The organism is Peptoniphilus gorbachii, assembly GCF_016908115.1.
Taxonomy (GTDB): Bacteria; Bacillota; Clostridia; order Tissierellales; family Peptoniphilaceae; genus Peptoniphilus_A; species Peptoniphilus_A gorbachii.
The window spans coordinates 17,249-38,956 of record NZ_JAFBDH010000002.1 but is presented as its reverse complement, the minus strand read 5'-3'; the positions used below and the strand labels follow the sequence as shown (position 1 = coordinate 38,956).

At 32.2% G+C, this 21,708-nt stretch carries 22 protein-coding genes; 20 read left to right on the top strand and 2 right to left on the bottom strand.

Annotation, left to right across the window (positions count from 1 at the left end; translation table 11 throughout):
• Nucleotides 1–7: 7 nt before the first annotated feature.
• The 9 genes from JOD41_RS02300 to JOD41_RS09140 all read left to right on the top strand — a co-directional run bounded on the left by JOD41_RS02300 (nt 8) and on the right by JOD41_RS09140 (nt 9,361).
• On the top strand, nt 8–1,669 hold the full coding sequence (locus tag JOD41_RS02300) for an ABC transporter permease (RefSeq protein ID WP_205051430.1): 1,662 nt from the start codon (nt 8–10) through the stop codon (nt 1,667–1,669).
• The gene (locus tag JOD41_RS02295; protein WP_205051429.1) at nt 1,653–2,687 is read left to right on the top strand and encodes an ABC transporter ATP-binding protein; all 1,035 of its coding nucleotides are present in this window, start codon (nt 1,653–1,655) and stop codon (nt 2,685–2,687) included. Before JOD41_RS02300 ends, JOD41_RS02295 begins: the two co-directional genes overlap by 17 nt.
• The gene (locus JOD41_RS02290) at nt 2,677–3,411 is read left to right on the top strand and encodes a phosphatase (RefSeq protein WP_205051428.1); all 735 of its coding nucleotides are present in this window, start codon (nt 2,677–2,679) and stop codon (nt 3,409–3,411) included. The genes JOD41_RS02295 and JOD41_RS02290 overlap by 11 nt, the downstream gene beginning before the upstream one ends.
• A gap of 256 nt (nt 3,412–3,667) precedes the next feature.
• On the top strand, nt 3,668–4,162 hold the full coding sequence (locus JOD41_RS02285; protein ID WP_239540919.1) for a hypothetical protein: 495 nt from the start codon (nt 3,668–3,670) through the stop codon (nt 4,160–4,162).
• Nucleotides 4,163–4,354: 192 nt separating this feature from the next.
• Nucleotides 4,355–4,768, top strand: coding sequence for a 30S ribosomal protein S12 (gene rpsL / locus JOD41_RS02280; protein WP_019124174.1), 414 nt, complete (start codon nt 4,355–4,357; stop codon nt 4,766–4,768).
• A 92-nt stretch (nt 4,769–4,860) separates the two neighbouring features.
• A complete protein-coding gene (gene rpsG / locus JOD41_RS02275; protein WP_019124175.1) occupies nt 4,861–5,331 on the top strand; it encodes a 30S ribosomal protein S7 in 471 nt (156 codons plus the stop codon).
• Nucleotides 5,332–5,346: 15 nt separating this feature from the next.
• On the top strand, nt 5,347–7,422 hold the full coding sequence (gene fusA / locus JOD41_RS02270) for an elongation factor G (RefSeq protein WP_205051427.1): 2,076 nt from the start codon (nt 5,347–5,349) through the stop codon (nt 7,420–7,422).
• Between the two features lie 18 nt (nt 7,423–7,440).
• The gene (gene tuf, locus JOD41_RS02265) at nt 7,441–8,634 is read left to right on the top strand and encodes an elongation factor Tu (protein ID WP_205051426.1); all 1,194 of its coding nucleotides are present in this window, start codon (nt 7,441–7,443) and stop codon (nt 8,632–8,634) included.
• Nucleotides 8,635–9,022: 388 nt separating this feature from the next.
• A complete protein-coding gene (locus JOD41_RS09140; RefSeq protein WP_338046848.1) occupies nt 9,023–9,361 on the top strand; it encodes a YbaK/EbsC family protein in 339 nt (112 codons plus the stop codon).
• Nucleotides 9,362–9,402: 41 nt separating this feature from the next.
• On the opposite strand, the gene JOD41_RS02255 is transcribed toward JOD41_RS09140, so the two are convergent.
• Both JOD41_RS02255 and JOD41_RS02250 read right to left on the bottom strand, forming a co-directional pair.
• Nucleotides 9,403–9,942: a glutathione peroxidase gene (locus JOD41_RS02255; protein ID WP_205051425.1), complete on the bottom strand. Its 540-nt coding sequence runs from the start codon at nt 9,940–9,942 to the stop codon at nt 9,403–9,405.
• A 271-nt stretch (nt 9,943–10,213) separates the two neighbouring features.
• Nucleotides 10,214–10,801, bottom strand: coding sequence for a TlpA family protein disulfide reductase (locus JOD41_RS02250; RefSeq protein WP_205051424.1), 588 nt, complete (start codon nt 10,799–10,801; stop codon nt 10,214–10,216).
• Nucleotides 10,802–10,977: 176 nt separating this feature from the next.
• Between JOD41_RS02250 and JOD41_RS02245 the strand changes: the two genes are divergently transcribed.
• The 11 genes from JOD41_RS02245 to JOD41_RS02195 all read left to right on the top strand — a co-directional run bounded on the left by JOD41_RS02245 (nt 10,978) and on the right by JOD41_RS02195 (nt 21,258).
• Complete coding sequence (locus tag JOD41_RS02245) at nt 10,978–11,925, top strand: nucleoside hydrolase (RefSeq protein WP_205051423.1); 948 nt, start codon at nt 10,978–10,980, stop codon at nt 11,923–11,925.
• Nucleotides 11,922–12,467, top strand: coding sequence for an ECF transporter S component (locus JOD41_RS02240; RefSeq protein ID WP_205051422.1), 546 nt, complete (start codon nt 11,922–11,924; stop codon nt 12,465–12,467). The genes JOD41_RS02245 and JOD41_RS02240 overlap by 4 nt, the downstream gene beginning before the upstream one ends.
• Nucleotides 12,468–12,750: 283 nt before the next feature.
• Entirely contained in the window at nt 12,751–13,074 is a 324-nt protein-coding gene (locus tag JOD41_RS02235) for a hypothetical protein (RefSeq protein WP_205051421.1), read from the top strand.
• Nucleotides 13,061–15,007, top strand: coding sequence for a V-type ATP synthase subunit I (locus JOD41_RS02230; RefSeq protein WP_205051420.1), 1,947 nt, complete (start codon nt 13,061–13,063; stop codon nt 15,005–15,007). Before JOD41_RS02235 ends, JOD41_RS02230 begins: the two co-directional genes overlap by 14 nt.
• Nucleotides 15,008–15,017: 10 nt before the next feature.
• Nucleotides 15,018–15,488 carry a V-type ATP synthase subunit K gene (locus JOD41_RS02225; RefSeq protein WP_156700761.1) on the top strand — a complete coding sequence of 157 codons (471 nt, stop codon included), beginning with the start codon at nt 15,018–15,020 and terminating at the stop codon, nt 15,486–15,488.
• Between the two features lie 8 nt (nt 15,489–15,496).
• Nucleotides 15,497–16,045 carry a V-type ATP synthase subunit E gene (locus JOD41_RS02220; protein WP_205051419.1) on the top strand — a complete coding sequence of 183 codons (549 nt, stop codon included), beginning with the start codon at nt 15,497–15,499 and terminating at the stop codon, nt 16,043–16,045.
• 16 nt (nt 16,046–16,061) lie between these two features.
• The gene (locus tag JOD41_RS02215) at nt 16,062–17,054 is read left to right on the top strand and encodes a V-type ATP synthase subunit C (RefSeq protein ID WP_205051418.1); all 993 of its coding nucleotides are present in this window, start codon (nt 16,062–16,064) and stop codon (nt 17,052–17,054) included.
• Nucleotides 17,047–17,361, top strand: coding sequence for a V-type ATP synthase subunit F (locus JOD41_RS02210; protein ID WP_019107528.1), 315 nt, complete (start codon nt 17,047–17,049; stop codon nt 17,359–17,361). The genes JOD41_RS02215 and JOD41_RS02210 overlap by 8 nt, the downstream gene beginning before the upstream one ends.
• 27 nt (nt 17,362–17,388) lie before the next feature.
• Complete coding sequence (locus JOD41_RS02205; RefSeq protein ID WP_205051417.1) at nt 17,389–19,158, top strand: V-type ATP synthase subunit A; 1,770 nt, start codon at nt 17,389–17,391, stop codon at nt 19,156–19,158.
• Nucleotides 19,151–20,566, top strand: coding sequence for a V-type ATP synthase subunit B (locus tag JOD41_RS02200; protein ID WP_156700769.1), 1,416 nt, complete (start codon nt 19,151–19,153; stop codon nt 20,564–20,566). Before JOD41_RS02205 ends, JOD41_RS02200 begins: the two co-directional genes overlap by 8 nt.
• Complete coding sequence (locus tag JOD41_RS02195) at nt 20,566–21,258, top strand: V-type ATP synthase subunit D (RefSeq protein WP_205051416.1); 693 nt, start codon at nt 20,566–20,568, stop codon at nt 21,256–21,258. The genes JOD41_RS02200 and JOD41_RS02195 overlap by 1 nt, the downstream gene beginning before the upstream one ends.
• The last annotated feature ends 450 nt before the right edge of the window (nt 21,259–21,708 follow it).

Below are 21,708 nucleotides of genomic sequence, written 5' to 3'. Positions count from 1 at the left end.
ATAGACCTTGAAAAAAGATAAAGCACTAGACTATTTAATAGCCATTGTAGTTTTATTTGTATTTGTCATCCCCTTTGTAAAGCTTTTTATTAGAAGCTTTGGAGGGGATGGTCTTATTATAAACTACAGCAAGATATTTTCTGACAAAAGAATTATAAAGGGAATAATAAATACCTTTATTATAGGGATAACATCTTCTTTTTTAACTTTAATAGTGGGTTCTTATCTGGCATTTATAATAGCTTATACTAATATTAGATTTAAAAGTATTTTAAAAATATTAGTGTATCTCCCTTTTATTGTGCCAAGTTATATTATGACACTTGCTTGGACAAATATAACATCAAGTGTAGGAATTGTTACAAAATTACTAACTGCCTTGGGGTTAAAACCAATTAACCTTTATTCAATGGGTGGTATAATTTTTCTTATGATTGTCTGTTATACACCCTTTGTCTATTTAAGTGTTTATAGAAGTTTAATTAAAGTTCCACAAAGTCACGAATATGCTTCAAAATTATTAAATTATGGGAGTTTTGAAACTTTTAAAAATATAAATTTAAAACAAATTACACCAACTTTAGTAAGTACTTTTGTCCTTGTATTTTTATCAAGTTTAGATAATTTTTCAATTCCAGCATTTTTGGGAGTCCCAGCAGGTATTTCTGTTCTCTCTACTTTAATTTATGAAAAGACAATATCCATATCAACGGGAGGTTTTACTGATCCTGCTGTTTTATCGGCACTTTTATTTATAATCTCCGTTTCAGTTTCTGGTATTGAATCATCTATAATTAATAGATCGAGAACGGGTAAAGACTCATCAGAAGATACAAATATAAGATATATCTTTAAACCAAGTGATAGAAAAATTATAGAAGTTTTAACTTTCGTAATATTTATATTTATAAACATTGTGCCAATAGGTTTTATGATTTATTCTTCACTTGTAGCAAATTATGTAAGTGGATTTTCTTTTTCAAACTTTAACCTAAATAATTATAGATTATTATTTTCAATCTCTTCAATCAAAATGTCAATTACAAATAGTATAAGCTATGCAATTATAACAGTAATTGTATGTGGAGTTCTATCAATTATTTATGCTTATTTAAAATGGAAAAAGAAATTTAGTATAAGTATATCTTTACTTGAAAAGGCAACAAGTATTTCATATTCCTTACCAGGTATGGTACTTGCACTTAGCATGATATTTCACTGGGCAAAACCAATACCTGGACTAAATATAGGATTTTATGCTAGTCCAATAATAATTTTAATTGCCTATGTAAGTAGATTTTTAATTATAGATATGAAATCAGCATATCAAGGATTTTCATCTATATCATCAAGCTTAGAATATGCTGCAGATCTATCAAATGGTTCTAAATTTAAAAAGTGGACAAAAATATTTTTGCCATTAATTTATAGATATATTTTAACATCAAGTTTACTGATTTTTGTATATTCTCTATCAGAACTTAGCCTATCCGCTATATTGTCAGGGCCATTTACAAAGACTATTGGACTTTTTATCTTTAACTTACAACAATCAGGTGATTATAATTTGGCTTATGCGATGTCAACATTGGTGTTAATAATCCTATTAATAATGTATATTTTAATGGAAAAAATAAATGCAGGAGGAAAAAATGAGCTTAAGAATTAAAAGTGTTTATAAGAGTTTTGGAGATAAAACAGTTTTAAAAAATATAAATTTAGAAATTAAAGACGCTGAGTTTGTATCACTTCTTGGAGCAAGTGGATGTGGTAAAACTACACTATTAAAAATCATTGCAGGATTTGAAGGTGTTGACTCTGGAGAGATTACAAAAGACGATAGAGTTTTTATAAGTGATGACAAAACTTTTCTTCCTCCACAGGATAGAAGTCTAAATATGGTATTTCAACAGTTTGCTCTTTGGCCACATATGAATGTAAAAGAACATCTTCTTTATGCACTTAAAGGAAGAAATAAAAATATAAATGCGGATAAGGATATAAAGGATATGCTTGAAATAGTGGGACTAAGTGGATTTGAAAATTCCTATCCTGAAGACCTTTCAGGTGGACAAAAACAAAGAGTTGCCCTAGCAAGAGCATTGATAACAAAACCCGAAATGGTTCTTATGGACGAGCCTCTATCAGCTCTTGATGCAAATTTAAGAATTGAGATGCGTAAATTTATAAAAGAAATTCATAGGAAATTTAAAACTACAATAATTTATGTAACTCATGATCAAGGTGAAGCACTTGCAATGAGTGATAGAATTGTTATCTTAAAAGATGGAGTTATTGAACAAGAAGGAAGTCCGTATGAAATATACGAAAATCCAAAAACAGAATATGTAGCAAAATTTGTAGGTAAATCAAATTTAATTAGTGGAAAATGGCAGGGAGATTTATTTGTAGTAGAAGATTCTGATATTTTCTTCCAAGACAAATCAGTAAAAGAAAACTTTCAAAATAAAAACCTATATCCAATAAAACCAGATGAATTATATTTATCTAAGGGAGAGACAGGTATAAGTGCAAGAGTATTATCTCTTGAGTATATGGGAACAGGATACGAATATAAACTAGAATCTAAACATGGAATATTAAATGTACACAGTAAAAGTCCAATATATAGACCTGGTGAAGAAGTAAAAGTAATGAAGGAGGAAACTTATAAAAATGCTATGTGACCTTCATACTCACACAATAATAAGTGGTCATGCTTACTCAACTTTAAAAGAAAATATAGAAGAGGCAAAGAAAAAGGGACTTAAATTTTTGGGAACAAGTGAACATTCTCAAAATATGCCTGGATCTTGTAATAATGTTTACTTTTACAATATGAAAATATTAAAAAGAGATTTTGATGGGATTTTTTTGTTAAGAGGAGCTGAAGCAAATATAATGGATTACTCAGGAGACCTTGATCTTACAGAAGAAAAGCATATAAAAAATCTAGATTATATCATAGCATCACTTCATACACCTTGCATAAAAGATGGAGGAATTACAAATAACACTGAAGCCCTTATAAAGGCAATGGATAGACAAAAGGTTAGAATAATAGGTCATCCTGATGATGATAGATACCCAATAGATAGAGAAAGTCTAGTACTTTCGGCAAAAGAAAAAAAAGTGTTAATAGAACTTAACAATTCCTCACTGACAAAAAATAGTTCAAGAAAAAATGCAAGGGAAAATAATATAGAAATTTTAGAACTTTGCCAGAAACACAAAGTAGATGTAATAATTAATTCAGATGCTCATGTAGATTACCAAGTAGGTGACTTTAAAAGGGCAATAGATCTCATAGAAGAATTAAACTTTCCAAAAGAACAAATAATAAATTTTGACGAAAATGAAGAAAGGCTTTTTAGTTATCTAAAAATAGATAAAGATATTTTTTACAATTAGTAAAGTAATAATTTTAAATCTCTCTAATTATTAGAGAGATTTTTGATATAATTAAACTAAGTTTTTAGTATTTTATAGTTCTTTAAGATTTATAAAAATTTGATTTTTATAAATAGATAAGTATCGAGGAAGGTTATGGCGTTTTATGAGTAATTTAATTTTATTTTTTATACCAGCAATACTTATTTTATTAATAAATCCAATTGGAGATAAGATTAAAGCAAAAAAATAAATTGAAACTGAAAGTATTGATGTATTGAGAAACTATATTTATGCTTTTATCATGATTTCTTTTTGGATTGGCATAGTTTTTAGACAAGATAAGCTATATATCTATTTTGCAGTTTTTGGTCTTATAGCATATTTTGTTTACAGAACTTACACAGAAGATATTATGAAAAACAAGTATAAAGACGACCCAAGACTTTATAAAATAACGACAATTATTGTACAAGCAATTCTTATAATTTATCAACTAATATTCTTTATGACCCTTGAAGATGGTCATAAAGTGAGTTACTTCGCGAAAAATGAATTTTTAATAGTTTTGTCATGCTTTATGCTAGTTATCTTATGGCTTAGCTATTATTTATCAAAAAAATTACTTTCTAAAATTTTTGTAGAAAAGGACTCTTACAGAAAAACTTTTGTAATCTTACAAATTTTATATTTATTATTTTTTACAGGATTTACAATCTATAACATGATAAATATCAATAGATTTGATTTTTATCTTGATAGATTAATGTAAATTTTAGAAAAAATCTCAAAAAAATAAAAATAATTTTAAAAAATATGAGGAATTCGCCAATTTCTCATATTTTTTGTTGACTTAATGGCTTTGTAATGATAAAATTGATGAGTATTTGAGACGGAAAGACTACCTAAGACTGGGTAGTCTTTGAAATGTCTGATACTATTATTAAAACAGGAGGTGCAATTAATGCCTACAATTAACCAATTAGTAAGAAATGGTAGAAAGAAAATTCACAGTAAATCTAAATCACCAGCTCTTGATGTAAACTATGACACACTTAAAAAAGTTGAAACTGAAGTTAATTCTCCACAAAAAAGAGGAGTATGTGTTGCAGTAAGAACAGTAACACCTAAGAAACCGAATTCAGCTCTTAGAAAAGTTGCCAGAGTTCGTTTGACAAATGGATACGAAGTTATGGCTTACATTCCAGGAATCGGACACAACCTACAAGAACACAGCGTTGTTTTAATCCGTGGTGGAAGAGTTAAGGATTTACCAGGTGTTAGATACCATATTGTAAGAGGTACTCTTGATACAGCTGGAGTAACTGATAGAAAGCAATCTAGATCTAAATATGGTACTAAGAAACCTAAAAATTGATAGAATTTTTTAAAAGAATTTATAGATTTTTGGCTTACGGGCTCAACCTGAGTACCAATGAATCGACTGAAAAATAGTTAAGGAGGGAAGTTATGCCAAGAAAAGGACATATCCAAAAACGTGAAGTTATGGCTGATCCAATGTATAGCGATGTAGTTATCACAAAGCTTATAAACAATGTTATGCTTGACGGTAAAAAAGGTACTGCTCAAAGAATTGTTTATGGAGCACTTGAAACAATTGCAGAACAAACTGGAGAAGACGCACTTGAAGTATTTTACAAGGCACTTAATAATGTAATGCCTGTACTTGAAGTAAAGGGAAGAAGAATAGGCGGTGCTACTTACCAAGTTCCAATGGAAGTTAGACCGGAAAGACGCCAAACACTAGGACTTAGATGGTTAGTTAGATATGCAAGAGCTAGAGGCGAAAAGACAATGCACGAAAGACTTGCAAAAGAAATCCTTGATGCATCTAACGGACTAGGCGGAAGCGTTAAGAGAAAAGATGAAATGCATAGAACAGCAGAAGCTAACAAGGCCTTTGCTCACTATAGATGGTAATAAGGGGAGGAATTTATGGCTCGCGAAATACCATTAGAGAAATATAGAAATATTGGTATTATGGCCCATATTGATGCTGGAAAGACTACTACTACTGAACGTATTCTTTTCTACGCTGGTAAGATTCACAAAATCGGTGAAACTCACGAAGGTGCAGCACAAATGGACTGGATGGAACAAGAACAAGAAAGAGGTATCACAATTACTTCTGCAGCTACTACTGCACACTGGAAGGGTTACAGACTTAACATTATCGATACTCCGGGACACGTTGACTTCACAGTTGAAGTTGAAAGATCTCTAAGAGTACTTGATGGTGCTGTTGCACTTTTTGATGCAAAAAGTGGTGTAGAACCTCAATCTGAAACTGTTTGGAGACAAGCAGATAAGTATCATGTTCCAAGAATTGCACATATTAACAAGATGGATGTTACTGGTGCTGATTTCTTTAGATCAGTTCAAACAATTGACAAGAAATTACATGGTAACCCTATTCCAATTCAAATCCCAATGGGAGCAGAAGATACTTTCATTGGAATGATTGACCTTGTTGAAATGAAAGCAGAAATTTACAAGGACGAACTTGGTAAGGAAATCGAAATTACTGATGTTCCTGATGAATACCTAGACCTTGCAAATGAATATAGAGAAAAATTAATTGAAAAAGCTTCTGAATTTGATGAAGATTTAATGATGGCTTATCTTGAAGGAGAAGAAATAGACAAAGAACTTCTTAAAAAAGCTATAAGAAAGGGAACACTTGCTGTAGAAATCACTCCAGTATCTTGTGGTTCTTCTTACAAGAACAAGGGAGTTCAACTTCTTCTTGATGCTATAATTGATTATCTTCCATCTCCAATTGATGTACCATCAATTGAAGGTGTTGATTTAGATGGCAATGAAGTTCAAAGACATTCTTCAGACGATGAACCTTTCTCAGCACTTGCATTTAAAATTGTTACTGACCCATATGTTGGTAAACTTGCATACTTTAGAGTTTACTCTGGAGTTTTACAAGCTGGTTCTTATGTAATGAACTCAACTAAGGGCAAGAGAGAAAGAATCGGAAGAATTCTTCAAATGCACGCTAACAAGAGACAAGAAATCGAAGAAATCCATGCAGGAGAAATTGCTGCAGCTGTAGGTCTTAAAGATACTACTACTGGTGATACTCTTTGTGATGAAAAAAATCAAGTTATTCTTGAAACCATGGAATTCCCAGAACCAGTTATATCTGTAGCGATTGAACCAAAGACAAAAGCTTCTCAAGATAAGATGGCTCTTGCCTTAGCAAAACTTGCTGAAGAAGACCCTACTTTTAGAACATATACTGATGATGAAACTGGTCAAACAATTATCGCAGGAATGGGTGAACTTCACCTTGATATCATTGTTGATAGACTTTTAAGAGAATTTAAAGTTGAAGCCAACATTGGTAACCCTCAAGTTTCTTATAGAGAAGGTATTAAGAAGGCAGCTGAAGGCGAAGCTAAATACGCTCGTCAATCAGGTGGTCGTGGACAATATGGTCACGCTAAGATTAGAATCGAACCTAATAAACCAGGTGAAGGCTTTATATTTGAAAATGCCATCGTTGGTGGTGCTATTCCTAAGGAATTTATTGGACCAACTCAACAAGGTATTGAAGAAGCACTTCAATCAGGTATTATTGGTGGATATGAAGTACTTGATGTTAAAGTAACTCTTTACGATGGTTCTTATCACGAAGTCGACTCTTCTGAAATGGCATTTAAGATTGCCGGTTCTATGGCAGTAAGAGATGCTCTTGCAAAAGCAGATCCAGTACTTCTTGAACCTATGATGAAGGTTGAAGTTACAACTCCAGAAGAATACATGGGAGATGTAATTGGAGACATTAACTCAAGACGTGGAAGAATGGAAGGTATGGAACTTGTAGCTGGAGCTCAAATTGTTACAGCTTATGTACCACTAGCAGAAATGTTTGGTTACGCAACTAGCCTTCGTTCAAATACACAAGGAAGAGCAAACTATTCAATGCAATTTGATCACTACGAAGAAGTACCTCAATCAATAGCAGAAGAAGTAGTTGGAGATAAAAAGAAAAACTAATAATTAGGAGGATTAATAATGGCTAAAGCAAAATTTGAAAGAAATAAACCACACGTAAACATTGGAACAATTGGTCACGTTGACCACGGTAAGACAACTCTTACAGCAGCAATCACACTTGTAATGAACAAGAGATACGGTGGAGGAGAATTCGTAGACTACGCACACATTGACAAGGCACCAGAAGAAAGAGAAAGAGGAATCACAATTTCAACTTCTCACGTAGAATATGAAACACCAAACAGACACTACGCTCACGTAGACTGCCCAGGACACGCTGACTATGTAAAGAACATGATTACAGGAGCAGCACAAATGGACGGCGCTATCCTAGTAGTATCAGCAGCTGATGGTCCAATGCCACAAACAAGAGAACACATTCTACTAGCTCGTCAAGTAGGTGTACCAAAGATTGTAGTATTCCTAAACAAAGAAGACCAAGTAGATGACCCAGAACTAATCGAATTAGTAGAAATGGAAGTAAGAGACCTACTTTCAGAATACGACTTTGACGGAGACAACACACCAATCGTAGTAGGATCAGCCCTAAAAGCACTTGACGATCCAGACGGAGAATGGGGAGACAAAATCGTAAAACTAATGGAAGAAGTAGACGAATACATTCCAACACCAGCAAGAGATACAGAACACCCATTCCTAATGCCAATTGAAGACATCTTCTCAATCACAGGAAGAGGAACAGTAGCAACAGGAAGAGTAGAACAAGGTGTAGTAAAAGTAGGAGATACTGTAGAAGTAGTAGGACTTACAGAAGAAAAGAGACAAGTAGTAGTAACAGGTGTAGAAATGTTTAGAAAACAACTAGACCAAGCCGAAGCAGGAGACAACATCGGAGCCCTACTAAGAGGTGTACAAAGAGAAGAAATCCAAAGAGGACAAGTATTAGCAGCACCAGGAACAATTCACCCACATACAAAATTTGAAGCAGAAGTATATGTACTAACAAAAGAAGAAGGTGGAAGACATACACCATTCTTTAACGGATACAGACCACAATTCTACTTCAGAACAACAGACGTAACAGGAGATATCCAACTAAAAGAAGGAACAGAAATGGTAATGCCAGGAGATAACTCCACATTTACAGTAACACTAATCACACCAATCGCAATGGACGAAGGATTAAGATTCGCTATTCGTGAAGGTGGTAGAACAGTAGCATCTGGAGTAGTATCTAAGATTCTTGACTAATCATTTAGATTAAAATAAAAATTAAAACATTTAAGGGCGAGGAAACTCGCTCTTTTTTTATGGAATTTTACACTCTATAAATACTATTGAGAAAAATATTTAAATAAAAAAGTTTTAAAATTTAAAATTTGAGGAAATTTTTTAAAAGTAACTTGGAAAAAATTAAATTAAAATTCAATTGCAGATATTTAAAAATAAAAAGATTTTTTTAACATAAAAATTAAGTTGTGATATAATTATAAAAATTTATGGAGTGATAAAAATTAGTATAGAAAAAGTTAAAAGCTATTTTAAAGTTTTTGGTCTTGAGGATAGGATAATAGATTTTGACACTTCTAGTGCAAATGTAGAGCTTGCAGCGGCAGCCTTAAATTGTTAGCCAGAAAGGATTGCCAAGAGCCTTTCCTTTATTTTAAAGGAAAAAGCAATAATAATTGTAACTGCAGGAGATGTCAAAATCGATAATAAGAAATTTAAAAGAATTTTTGGCAGCAAGGCAAAAATGATTGAAAAAGATAGGGTTGAAGAACTAATAGGGCATAAGGTAGGGGGAGTTTGTCCCTTTGCCATAAAAGATGATGTAGATGTTTATCTGGATGAGTCTTTAAAAAGAATTGTCACAGTTTTTCCTGCATGTGGATCTAGTAATAGTGCAATAGAAATGTCAATAGAAGAACTAGAAAAGTGTTCAAACTATAAGGCTTGGCTTGATGTTTGTAAAAATTAAAATAAAGCAAAAAAAAGAATCAGCTCCTGTGAGCTGATTTTTTAAATTAATTTTGAAATTTTTTCATCGACAAGATCCATTTTTGCAGTTGGCTCAAATCTCTCAACTACATTTCCATCCCTATCAACTAAGAATTTTGTGAAGTTCCATTTGATATCAGGATTGTTTTTGTAGTCCTTATCCCTAGACTTTAAAAGTGTTGCCATGGCAAGTGCCTTGGGACCATGTCCAAAGCCTTCAAATCCCTTTTGAGATTTTAAAAACTTATAAAGGTCAATTTCATTTTCTCCATTTACTTCAGCCTTCTTCATTTGTGGAAATTCAATATTAAAATTCAATTGGCAGAATTTTGATATTTCTTCATCACTTTCAGGCGCCTGTTCCTTAAATTGATTGCAAGGTATGTCAATTATTTCAAGTCCCTTGTTATGGTACTTGTCGTAAAGGTCTTGTAGGTCATTGTATTGGGGTGTAAAGCCGCATCTAGTTGCAGTGTTTACTATTAAGATGACTTTACCCTTTAAATCCTTTAAGTCTAAGAAAGATCCATCTTGTTTTTCTACTTTATAATCATAAATCATATTGTTATTCCTCCTATGTATTGTTATTTACCCAATTTTAAGGACCTATATCAAGAAAATTTATAGATAAATAAGGGCCACTGATTAAGAGTCAGTTGATAAAAAAAGAGATGGTCTCCCATCTCTTAATTTTTATCAACTTGTAGACTTATATGACTTATTAAAGACTTGCTACTTGTAAATATCTTGCAAGCTAGTAAATCTTTACGACTTAATAAATTTTTATAAACTAGTCATTTATAATGATTTTTTAAGTTTTTATAAGTTATTCTTATTTATTTTCTTCTAACAATTTGTCAATTGTTGCCTTTAAGGAGTCTTTGTCAGCTTTACCAACAAAACCACCAAGAACTTTTCCCTCACTATTTACAAAAAATGTAGTTGGCATAGCAGTTATATTAACTAAAGTGTCTTCCGTAGTTGGGTTTGGCATAATATTTTTATAATTTACGCCAGAATCTTTAATTATTTTTTGTGCTTCTTCCACATTTGTGTCCATACTAACATTTGTATCTACCACAACTCCAAGGAAGTTCATTTTGTCCTTGTATTCATCATATAATTTTGCAAGATCAGGCATTTCTTCTTTACATGGTCCACAAAATGTTCCCCAAACATTTACAAGTGTTAGAGGTTTTTCTTTGTAAAATTCTTCTGATTTAATGACATTTCCATCTAAAATATCCATTGTTTGAAAATCAAAGTTTTCAATTGGCATTTTTTCTAGCTCAATAGCAGTTGCTGTAGTTTTATCTTTTTCTTCAACTTTATTTGTTTCGGCTGGATTATTTTTCTTGTTGCAAGCAAAAAGTGTTAGTGCTAAAGCAAATAAAATTAGTATTTTAAAAATTTTTTTCATGTAATCACTCCAAGTTAAATTATAATTCTACCTACATAAATTAATTTTGCCTAAATCAATTATACTTCATGACTATAAACTTGTCTATTTTTTAAATTTATTGTATAATAAGTTTCACTTGTTCGGGAACTCCAAGTATAAAAAACTAATTGTTCTCCAAAGAAATGGAGGTTAAAATGAAAAAAATTATTATCGACGCAGATCCCGGGATTGATGATTCTATAGCTATTATGCTTGCAGCTAAGCTAAAGGAATATAAAATCCTCGGGATCTCTTTGGTTTCAGGTAATGTTCATATTGAAAAGGGAAGAAAAAACATACTGAGACTTTCAAAGTTTCTAAATCGAGACTTTAAAATTTACATGGGAAGTGAAGCTCCTCTAATTAAAGATTTTATTAACGCAGAGGACACACATGGCGAAGATGGGCTTGGCGAAACTTATCTTGATTTTGATGAAAAAGAAGTAGATGGAGATGCCATAGACTTTTTAATTCAAGAAGCTAGAAAAGGAAATCTTACAATTTTTGCCTTGGGACCATTAACAAATATTGCTAGAGCCTTAAAAAGGGACAGAGATGCCTTTTTAGACACTAGAATTATTATTATGGGTGGCAATTTTAAGAGTCATGGTAACATGAGTCCAGTTGCTGAATTTAATTTTTATGTAGATCCAGATGCGGCAGACTATGTAATAAAAAATGCACCAAGAAAAGTTGAAATTATGCCTCTTGATGTCACGAGAAAATTCGTCCTTACACCTAGTATTTTGTCCTACATGAAAAGACTAAATCCGACTATGGGAAATTTCATTGAAAAAATTACAGATTTTTATATGGATTTTCACTGGGAATATGAAAAAATTATAGGATCTGTTATAAATGATCCACTTACAATTCTTCTTGAAAGAAAGCCAGAGTTTTTCAGAGGCAGGTCCTTTAATGCAGAGTGCATAACAGATGGACCAGCTAGGGGAATGCTTATGGTTGATGAAATGGACTTTATGAAGAGAGAAAAAAATATAATTCTTTATGAAGACTTAGATGTCTATGAAGTTTGGAAGTATTTTTTAGAAGAAATTACAAAAAGTGAAGTTGATGAGAAAGTTTTAGGTGATATTTTATGAAAATTAGTACAAAAAAAATAACGATTTTGGCACTTTGCATTGCCATGAATATGGTAGGCTCATGGATTGGACTTATGATTAAACTTCCAGTTTATTTAGATTCAATTGGAACAGTTATGGCAGGCTTTGCCTTTGGTCCAGTATTTGGTATTTTAGCAGGAGTAATAACAGCTTTAGTAAATACAATTTCAGATCCTGTTGCCCTGTATTTTATGCCTACACAAATTATAGTAGGTTTCACAGCAGGTTATTTTAAATTTTTAAAGAGAGAGGATTTTCTTTCTAAATTTTATCTAACACCAGTTATGTCTATACCAGCAGCAATTTCATCTGCACTTATTGCAACTTATCTTTTTGGTACAGTTACAACAGCTGGATCATCTTATATTGTCCAAGCCCTTCGTGCAATTATAGATATTTCAGATTTTGTAATTGTCCTAGGAGTTCAAATTATTACAGACTACCTAGACAAGTTGCTTTCAATTATTTTAGTTTCAAAGATTTACAATATGAATGCTTTTAAAAATATTTTAAACAAATAAAATTATAAAATTTTAAAAATTTTCAGCCACTGTTTTTTTAACAGTGGTTTTTTTAACAAAAGTATTTTTTTATATTATTTTTCTCCACTTTATAGATTTTTAAGTTACTTTTGATAAAAAAAACAATTAAATTCTTTTTTTTTCAATTAATTTTAAATAAAGAAATTCTAATAGGGTATCAAGTAAAAGTAACTAAAATTAAAATTCTTATTATTATAGTTAAATAATAATTTAACAAGTGTTATAATTAGTTTAAGAAAGATTTTACATTGGAGGTGATTTAGTGTCAGATGATGCAGTAAAAAAAGTTAGAGACACTGAAGCTGAAGCAAAAAAAATTATTGACGACGCAGAGGTTAAGGCTAAGGAAATTATTGAAAATGCAAGAGTTCTAGCAGATAAGTCTTACGATTCAATTGTTAATAAGGCAAATGAAAGTAAGAATGAATTTCTTAAAAAGGCAAGACTTGAGGGAGAAGAATCAATACTGCCAATAAGAGAAGAAGAAGAGAAGAAGATTGCTAAAATTTCAAATATTTCTAAAGACAAAGAAGCTGAAATTGTAAAGTCAGTGGTAGAGAGGATTGTGAATAATGGCAATAGTTAATATGAAAAATTTCAAACTCTTTATCTTTGATGAGGATAGAGTTAAATTAATTGATAAATTTCAAAAATTTAATTATGTTCACATTGATGAGTCTAAAATTGACCATGATTTGTCAGAAGATGATTTCACAAGACCTAGATCTTCAGAAGATTTAATTGAAATTGATGATAAAATCAAAAGGTCTAAGGAAGATATTGATCTGCTTCTTCAGTTTAAGGAAAAGGAAAATCCTATTAAGGCCATGAAAGATGGAGTAAAAAACATCACTTTAGAGGAACTTGCAGCTAGAGCAATGACCTTTCCCTTTGAAAAAATAGACGGTGAGATAAAAGTCTTAGTTGATGAAAAAGATAAAAATAATAGCAAAATTCAAAATATCGATTCCAAGATAGGCGAATTAAAACCTTGGGAGAATCTTTCATCCTCCTTATCTAGGATAAACGATATGGGTGCTGTAAACATTTACACAGGTACAATATCTTCAAATCATGTAGCTGAATTTGAAAGTGAATTTATAAAAAATGAGCTAGCATATATTGAAAGAGTCTCAAAGGACAAGAATTTTTATTATTATCTCATGATAGTGGAAAAATCTATTGATGAAAATATAAGGTCCCTATTTTCAACTTATGGCTTCACACCTATAAACATTAAGGCAGATGGCAAAGTTAAGGACAAGATAGACTCCTATGAAAGAGACAAAGAGTTTCTTTATGAAAAAAATAAAAACATAGAAGAAGACTTAAAGACTTATTTAAAATATTTGGAAGATTTTAAATTTTCCTATGAATTTTATCGAAATGAAAAAATTAAGATAATGTCAGAGAGAAAATTTTTAAAGACTACAGAACTTGATTTAATAGAAGGTTATGTTCCAAGTGAAAAATTAGAAGATTTTGAAAATGAAGTTAAAAAAGTATGTGGCGAAAATTATTATCTAAGTGCAGAAGATGCCAAGAGAGATTCTGATAAAGTGCCAATTTTACTAAAAAACAATTCCTTTGTAAGTCCTTTTGAGCTTATGACGGAAATGTATTCCATGCCAAAATATAATGAAATTGATCCGACGCCTTTCTTTGCGCCTTTTTATTTCATATTTGCAGGTATAATGGTTGGCGACTTTGGCTATGGCCTATTAGTATTTTTAGGTACACTTTTTGCCCTTAAAAAATTTAAATTGACAGATAAAAAGAGAAGATTTATTAAATTTTTTAATTATCTTTCAATTTCTACAATAATATTTGGGCTTGTATTTGGTTCCTTCTTTGGAGGAATAATAAAATTCCCAGCACTTATAGATCCAGCAGAGGATTCTACACTTTTAGTAATTCTCTCACTAATTCTTGGTGGCATTCACATATTCTTTGCCCTTGGCATAAAGGCTTATATGAATATTCGTGATGGCAAACCAAAGGATGCACTTTTTGATGTTGGTTTTTGGTATATGGCAGTTTTGGGAGCAATTGGATTTATTTTAAGTAAATTCCTTCCACAAGTTGCAGCCTTTGGCAAAGTATTTTTAGTTGTAATGGTACTTGGCATGATAGGAATAGTTGCAACTGGTGGTAGAGAAGAAAAATCCACTGGTGCAAAAATAGGTTGGGGAATTTATTCTCTATATGGAATTTCATCTTATCTTGGTGATTTCGTATCTTACCTAAGACTTATGGCGCTAGTTTTATCAGGTTCCTTCTTGGGACTTGCCATAAACATGATTGCAGGAATGCTTTTTGAATCAAATATACTTGGAAAATTATTTGCAATAGTAATTTTTGTGGTATTTCAATTATTTAATGCCTTTCTTTCTTATTTGTCAGCTTATGTTCATACAGCAAGGCTTACTTATGTAGAAATGTTTAATAAATTTTATGAAGGTGGAGGCATACCTTTCAAAAAAATGATAGAAAATTCAGATTACTTTAATATAGACTAGGAGGAAAATTATGTTAAATGGATTAATGGGACAATATGGTGGATTGATTTTAGGATCTCTAGGGATCTTCTTTGCAGTAGCACTTTCTGGTGCAGGATCTGCTAAGGGAGTAGGTATGGCAGGGGAAGCTGCTGCAGGTGTAGTAATTGATGAACCAGAAAAATTTGGTAAATCTCTTGTACTTCAACTACTTCCAGGTACACAAGGTCTTTATGGATTTGTAATTGGACTATTTATATTATTTAGACTTTCACCAGATGTTCCAGTAAACACAGGATTTATGTACATGGCAAGTGGTGCCGTTATTGGTCTTGCTGGACTTGTATCTGCAGTTGCACAAGGAAAAGTTTCTGTTGCAGGTATTAACATCTTGGCAAAAAATGAAGAACAACAAGCAAAGGGGATTATCTTTGCAGTAATGGTTGAACTTTATGCAATTCTTGCCTTTGCAATTTCATTCTTTATTCTATTTAGAGCCTAGGTGATACTATGGCAGGACTTGAAAATATTTTAAATAAAATTATTGAGGATGCAAAAACTAAGGCTGATGAAATTATAAAGGAAGCAGAAGAAAAACAACATCTTGTTGTAGAAAAAAGAGAAGATGACGCAAAATTTTTAGCTGATAAAATTAATGAAATCTCAAAAAAAGAAAGAGAAGACATTTTAAAAAGGGCAAAATCCAGTGCTGAGTTAAAAGCAAGAGATAATATTCTAGCTGAAAAGCACAAATTAATTGATAAAGTTCTTGAAGAGGCAGTAGCTGAGCTAGAAAATTTGTCAGAAGAAGATTTTATAAAATTTGTAAAAAATAATGTTAAAGGTGTAGAAGACAAAAATTCTATATTAGATGTGCCAAGTAAATATAGAGATGCAGTAAAAAATGCAGATCTTGACTTTAAGGTGTCTGAAACCGATGTAGAAAGAGGTTTTGTCCTTCACAATGGAAATTTAATTTACAATGGTGATTTTAAATCTATTGTAAAATCTGAAAGAGAAGACTTGGAAAAATTTTTGGCTGAAAAACTTTTCAGTTAAGGGAAAAGGTGGTTAAATGGATAAAAGTAAATTCATCCAAAGTTCTACAAGACTTAGAGTTTTGGAAAAGGAATTTTTAAAAAGTGAAAACTTTATAAGAATTTCTGAAACAGAAACTTTGGAAGACGCACTTAGATCTCTATCTGATACAGTTTATAACAAGTATATTAATAAACTTTCTTCTCCCACAGAATATGAATATATTTTAAAAGAGGAACTCACAAATTTTTATGATGAGCTTTTTGATATTTCTCCTTCTAAAATTCCAGTAAAACTTCTTACTTTAAAGTATTTTTATCACAATTTAAAGGTGCTAATAAAAGAAGATATTGGGAAAAAGGATTTAAAAGATCTCTATATGAATATTGGAGATTTTGATCTAAAAGAATATAAGGACGCTCTTTTAAAGGGAAGCAAAAAAAATAAGTATTTTGAACTCATAACAAGGGTTGAGGAGCTTTATGAAGAAAAGAAAGATCCACAGCTGATTGATATTTATCTAGATAATGCTTACTTTACTGAACTTCTTGAACTTGCAAAAGAGTCTAAGGTGGATTTATTTATAAAATATGCAAAGAATTTAATTGATTTTACAAATATTAGGACACTTTTAAGGGCTAAGAAGCAAGAAAAAAGCGTAGAATTTTTAAGGAGTATAATTATTGAAGGCGGCAATGTTAGAGAGGAAACTTATTTTGATTTATTAAATAGAGATATAAGTTCAGATACAGATGCCTTTAAAAAACTTGAAATTTACAAGTATATAAAAGAGGCACTTGATTCCTTTAAGGAAATGGGAAATCTTTCAGATTTTGAAAGAGAGATGGACAATTACTTTATAGATTTGATAAAAGATGTAAAGTACATCACTTATGGTCCAGAAGTTGTTTTTGCCAATGCTTTGGCAAAGGAAATGGAGATTAAAAATCTTAGAATCATTTTAGTTTCCAAACTAAATGGACTTGACAGTGAATTTATTAGAGAAAAGTTGCGTGATACTTATGTATAAAATTGCAGTTATTGGCGACAAAGATTCAGTTTTATCCTTTAAGGCAATAGGGATAGATGTCTTCGTTAGTTACGAAGAAAAGGACGCAAGGGCAAAAGTTGATGCTCTTGCCAAAAAAGATTATGGTGTAATTTATATTACAGAAGAACTTGCTGCAAAAATACCAAATACTATAGAGAGATATAATGACAAATTATTGCCAGCAATTATAGTTATTCCTTCAAATAAGGGAACTCTTGGTATTGGTATGAAGAATTTGAACAAAAATGTTGAAAAGGCAGTTGGAGCAAATATATTAGGTGATTAATCACCTTTTTATAAAGGAGGAGCTTTATTGAAATCAGGAAAGATAATTAAAGTATCCGGGCCACTAGTTGTAGCATCTGGCATGGAAGATGCCAATGTTTATGATGTAGTAGAAGTTTCTAAAGACAGACTAATTGGTGAAGTTATTGAAATGAGAGGCGACAAAGCTTCCATTCAAGTTTACGAAGAAACTACAGGTATTGGCCCTGGAGATGAAGTTTATACAACAGGAGCACCACTTTCCGTTGAGCTTGGACCTGGAATGATCGAGCAAATGTTTGACGGCATTCAAAGACCTCTTGTTGGACTTAGAGATGAAGCCGGAGACTTTTTAAAAAGAGGAGTTATAGTAAATCCTTTAAATAGAGAAAAGAAATGGGAATTTAAAAAAGTTGCAAATGTAGGAGATAATGTTCAAACGGGAGATATCCTTGGTACAGTAGAGGAGACATCAGTTGTAACTCACAAAATCATGGTTCCTAATGGAATTAAGGGTAAGGTCAAAGACATAAAGGAAGGTTCCTTTACTGTTGAAGAAACTATTGCAGTTATAGAAACAGAAAAGGGCGATGAAAATCTCACAATGCTACAAAAATGGCCAGTAAGAAAGGGAAGACCTTTCAAGAAAAAAATTGACCCAAAGGAACCACTTGTTACTGGACAAAGAGTAATAGATACATTTTTCCCAATTACTAAGGGTGGTACTGCTGCTATTCCAGGACCTTTCGGTTCAGGTAAAACAGTTGTACAACATCAACTTGCAAAATGGGCAGATGCACAAATAGTTGTCTATGTAGGTTGCGGAGAGCGTGGAAACGAAATGACTGATGTACTTATGGAATTTCCAGAGCTAATGGACCCTACAACTGGCGAGTCAATTATGAAGAGGACAGTTCTTATTGCCAACACTTCTAACATGCCAGTAGCAGCTCGTGAAGCATCAATTTATACAGGAATCACAATTTCTGAATATTTTAGAGATATGGGCTATTCAGTTGCCATGATGGCAGACTCTACATCTCGTTGGGCTGAAGCTCTTCGTGAAATGTCTGGTCGTCTTGAAGAAATGCCTGGTGACGAAGGTTATCCAGCTTATCTTGGTTCAAGAATTGCAGAGTTTTATGAAAGGGCTGGTCGTGTAATTGTAAATGCATCTGAAGAAAGAGAAGGAGCACTTTCAGTTATAGGTGCAGTTTCTCCTCCAGGTGGAGATATTTCTGAACCAGTTACACAAAACACACTTAGAATCGTAAAAATATTCTGGAAGTTAGACTACGATTTGTCTTATCAAAGACACTTCCCAGCTATTAACTGGATTGATTCTTATTCACTATATCAAGCAAAAATTGACAAATATTTAGATGAAAAAGTTGATAGAAGATTTTCAAAACTTAGAAAGAGGGCAATGGCACTTTTACAAGAAGAAACAACACTACTTGAAGTTGTAAGACTTGTAGGTCGTGACACATTATCTGATGAAGACCAAGTTAAACTTGACACTACTAAGTCAATTCGTGAAGACTTTTTACAACAAAATGCCTTCCACGATGTTGATACTTTCTGTCCACTTGAAAAGCAATTTAAGATGCTTGACACAATTCTATACTTCTATGACAAATGTCAAGAAGCACTAGAAAATGGAGTCTACTTTAGTGAAATTGAAAAACTTGATGTAAAAGAAAATATTGCCAGAATGAAGTACCTTCCTAATGATGACTTGGGAAAAATCGACGCAATAAAAGATAAAATTGACAGTGAACTTAAAGAATTAGAAGAGGTCGGTGATGTAGATGCTTAAAGAATATAAATCAGTAACAGAAGTCGTTGGACCTCTTATGACTGTTGAAGGAGTAGAAGGTGCAGCCTACGAAGAACTTGTGGACATCGAACTTCAAACCGGCGAAAAGAGGCGTGGTCGTGTTATAGAAATTGAAGGCGACAAGGCCATGGTTCAAATTTTTGAAGGTTCCAGTGGAATTAACTTAATGGACACAAGCGTAAGATTTTTAGGAAAGCCACTTGAACTTGGTGTTTCACCAGATATGATTGGTAGAGTTTTTGACGGACTTGGAGAACCAATTGACGATGGTCCAAAAATTATTCCTGAAGAAAAAATAGATATTAACGGAACTGCAATAAATCCAGTTTCAAGAGACTATCCATCAGAATTTATTCAAACAGGTGTATCTGTAATTGATGGACTTAACACTCTTGTTAGGGGACAAAAACTTCCAATATTCTCTGAAGCAGGACTTCCCCATAACGAACTTGCAGCACAAATAGCAAGACAAGCAACTGTACTTTCAGGTGGAGACTTTGCCGTAGTATTTGCAGCCATGGGTATTACTTTTGAAGAAGCTCAATACTTTATAGATGACTTCACAAAGACAGGAGCTATAGATAGAGCAGTTTTATTTATGAATCTTGCCAATGACCCAGCAATTGAAAGACTTGCAACACCAAAAATGGCGCTAACTGCAGCAGAATATTTGGCCTTTGAACTTGGAAAACACGTACTTGTAATTTTGACAGATATGACAAATTATGCTGAAGCCCTAAGAGAAGTTTCTGCCGCAAGAAAAGAAGTTCCAGGTAGACGTGGTTACCCTGGTTATTTATACACAGACCTTGCAGGTATTTATGAAAGAGCAGGAAGAATTAAGGGTAGAGAAGGATCCATTACACAAATTCCAATTTTGACAATGCCAGAAGGAGACATCACTCACCCTATCCCTGACCTTACAGGTTATATCACTGAAGGACAAATAATTCTTTCAACTGACCTTTATAAGCAAGGACTTGAACCACCTATTAATGCCATCCCATCACTTTCAAGACTTAAAGATAAGGGAATTGGCGAAGGTAAAACTCGTGAAGACCATGCTGATACAATGAACCAAATTTATGCAGCCTACACTGCAGGTAAAGAAGCAAAGGAACTTTCTGCCATTCTTGGCGAAACTGCTCTATCAGATACAGATAAGGCCTTTGCAAGATTTGCTGATTTGTTTGAAAAACAATATGTATCTCAAGGTTTTGAAACAAATAGACCTATTGAAGATACTTTGAATTTAGGTTGGGAACTTTTATCTATAATACCTAAAACAGAACTAAAGAGAATTGACGACAAATTAATTGAAAAATATTTGGGCGATAAGGAGAAAGATTCTAAAGATTCTGAAAATTTAGAAAATGAGGGATTATAATGACAAGACTTAAAGTAAATCCCACAAGAATGAATTTGTCCATTTTAAAAGATAAATTAGAAACATCAAAAAGAGGACACAAACTTTTAAAGGACAAGCAAGACGAACTTATGAGACAATTTATCACTCTCATAAAGGAAAATAAAAAGCTTAGACTTGAAGTGGAAGAAAAATTACAAAATTCTTTTAAAGCCTTTCTCATGGCATCAGCTGCTATGAGTCCAGAAATGTTAGAAGAAGCAATTTCACTTCCCACAATGAAAACTCTTGTTAATATCAAAAAGAAAAATGTAATGTCTGTTGATGTGCCAGAGATGGAATTTATAACAAAAAAGACAGCTGAAGATGCATCTCGATATCCTTATGGATATGCACAAACAACATCTGACCTTGACTATGCCATAGACGATCTTACAGAAGTTATGGATGAACTTTTAACTCTTACCCAAAAGGAAAAGGCGGCACAACTTCTTGCCAATGAGATAGAAAAAACAAGAAGAAGAGTAAATGCCCTTGAGTATAAAACAATACCAGATTTAGAAGAAACTATAAAATATATTCGCTCAAAACTTGATGAAAGTGAAAGAGCAAATATAACAAGGCTAATGAAGGTAAAAGACATTATCTCAAAGGACGAGATGAAGGAAGAAAAATCAGAAAAAGTAAATGCAGAGCTTGCATATTTAAAATAGACTAAATTAAAAGAGATATTAACAATGGAAAAAAACAATTTTAATATTAATAATTACATTCTTTATTAATATTAATGTTTTTGCTTATCAAGAAACAACTGAGGATAAAGAATATGTTACTTTTAAAGTATATGATAGTTTAGATAAGTATGAATAAGAAAATCAGTATGAAATTGTTCCTTACTCATTAGGAAAAATATCAACATTAGAACCTGTATTTATTAGGCTAAATGATGGGACAGATATAGTTGATTTTATTTTAAGTATTTGGGTTAAGATTCAGCAAATCTTTTAGAAGTAAAGAATTTTATTGTTAAAGATTCTAATTTTTTGAATCAAAAAATATTAGCAGAAATACCTCATGCTTTCATCAAGGAGAGGTGCGAATAAACTTGTATATTTTAAAATAGGAGAAATAAGTTTACCAAAAAATTTGATAAGGTTAGAGTA

Excerpts from the sequence above, each read along its gene's own strand:
- JOD41_RS02295 (WP_205051429.1), top strand. The coding sequence starts at position 1,653 with ATGAGCTTAAGAATTAAAAGTGTTTATAAGAGTTTTGGAGATAAAACA.
- JOD41_RS02290 (WP_205051428.1), top strand. The coding sequence starts at position 2,677 with ATGCTATGTGACCTTCATACTCACACAATAATAAGTGGTCATGCTTAC.
- rpsL (WP_019124174.1), top strand. The coding sequence starts at position 4,355 with ATGCCTACAATTAACCAATTAGTAAGAAATGGTAGAAAGAAAATTCAC.
- rpsG (WP_019124175.1), top strand. The coding sequence starts at position 4,861 with ATGCCAAGAAAAGGACATATCCAAAAACGTGAAGTTATGGCTGATCCA.
- fusA (WP_205051427.1), top strand. The coding sequence starts at position 5,347 with ATGGCTCGCGAAATACCATTAGAGAAATATAGAAATATTGGTATTATG.
- tuf (WP_205051426.1), top strand. The coding sequence starts at position 7,441 with ATGGCTAAAGCAAAATTTGAAAGAAATAAACCACACGTAAACATTGGA.
- JOD41_RS02255 (WP_205051425.1), bottom strand. The coding sequence starts at position 9,942 with ATGATTTATGATTATAAAGTAGAAAAACAAGATGGATCTTTCTTAGAC.
- JOD41_RS02250 (WP_205051424.1), bottom strand. The coding sequence starts at position 10,801 with ATGAAAAAAATTTTTAAAATACTAATTTTATTTGCTTTAGCACTAACA.
- JOD41_RS02245 (WP_205051423.1), top strand. The coding sequence starts at position 10,978 with ATGAAAAAAATTATTATCGACGCAGATCCCGGGATTGATGATTCTATA.
- JOD41_RS02240 (WP_205051422.1), top strand. The coding sequence starts at position 11,922 with ATGAAAATTAGTACAAAAAAAATAACGATTTTGGCACTTTGCATTGCC.
- JOD41_RS02230 (WP_205051420.1), top strand. The coding sequence starts at position 13,061 with ATGGCAATAGTTAATATGAAAAATTTCAAACTCTTTATCTTTGATGAG.
- JOD41_RS02225 (WP_156700761.1), top strand. The coding sequence starts at position 15,018 with ATGTTAAATGGATTAATGGGACAATATGGTGGATTGATTTTAGGATCT.
- JOD41_RS02220 (WP_205051419.1), top strand. The coding sequence starts at position 15,497 with ATGGCAGGACTTGAAAATATTTTAAATAAAATTATTGAGGATGCAAAA.
- JOD41_RS02215 (WP_205051418.1), top strand. The coding sequence starts at position 16,062 with ATGGATAAAAGTAAATTCATCCAAAGTTCTACAAGACTTAGAGTTTTG.
- JOD41_RS02210 (WP_019107528.1), top strand. The coding sequence starts at position 17,047 with ATGTATAAAATTGCAGTTATTGGCGACAAAGATTCAGTTTTATCCTTT.
- JOD41_RS02200 (WP_156700769.1), top strand. The coding sequence starts at position 19,151 with ATGCTTAAAGAATATAAATCAGTAACAGAAGTCGTTGGACCTCTTATG.
- JOD41_RS02195 (WP_205051416.1), top strand. The coding sequence starts at position 20,566 with ATGACAAGACTTAAAGTAAATCCCACAAGAATGAATTTGTCCATTTTA.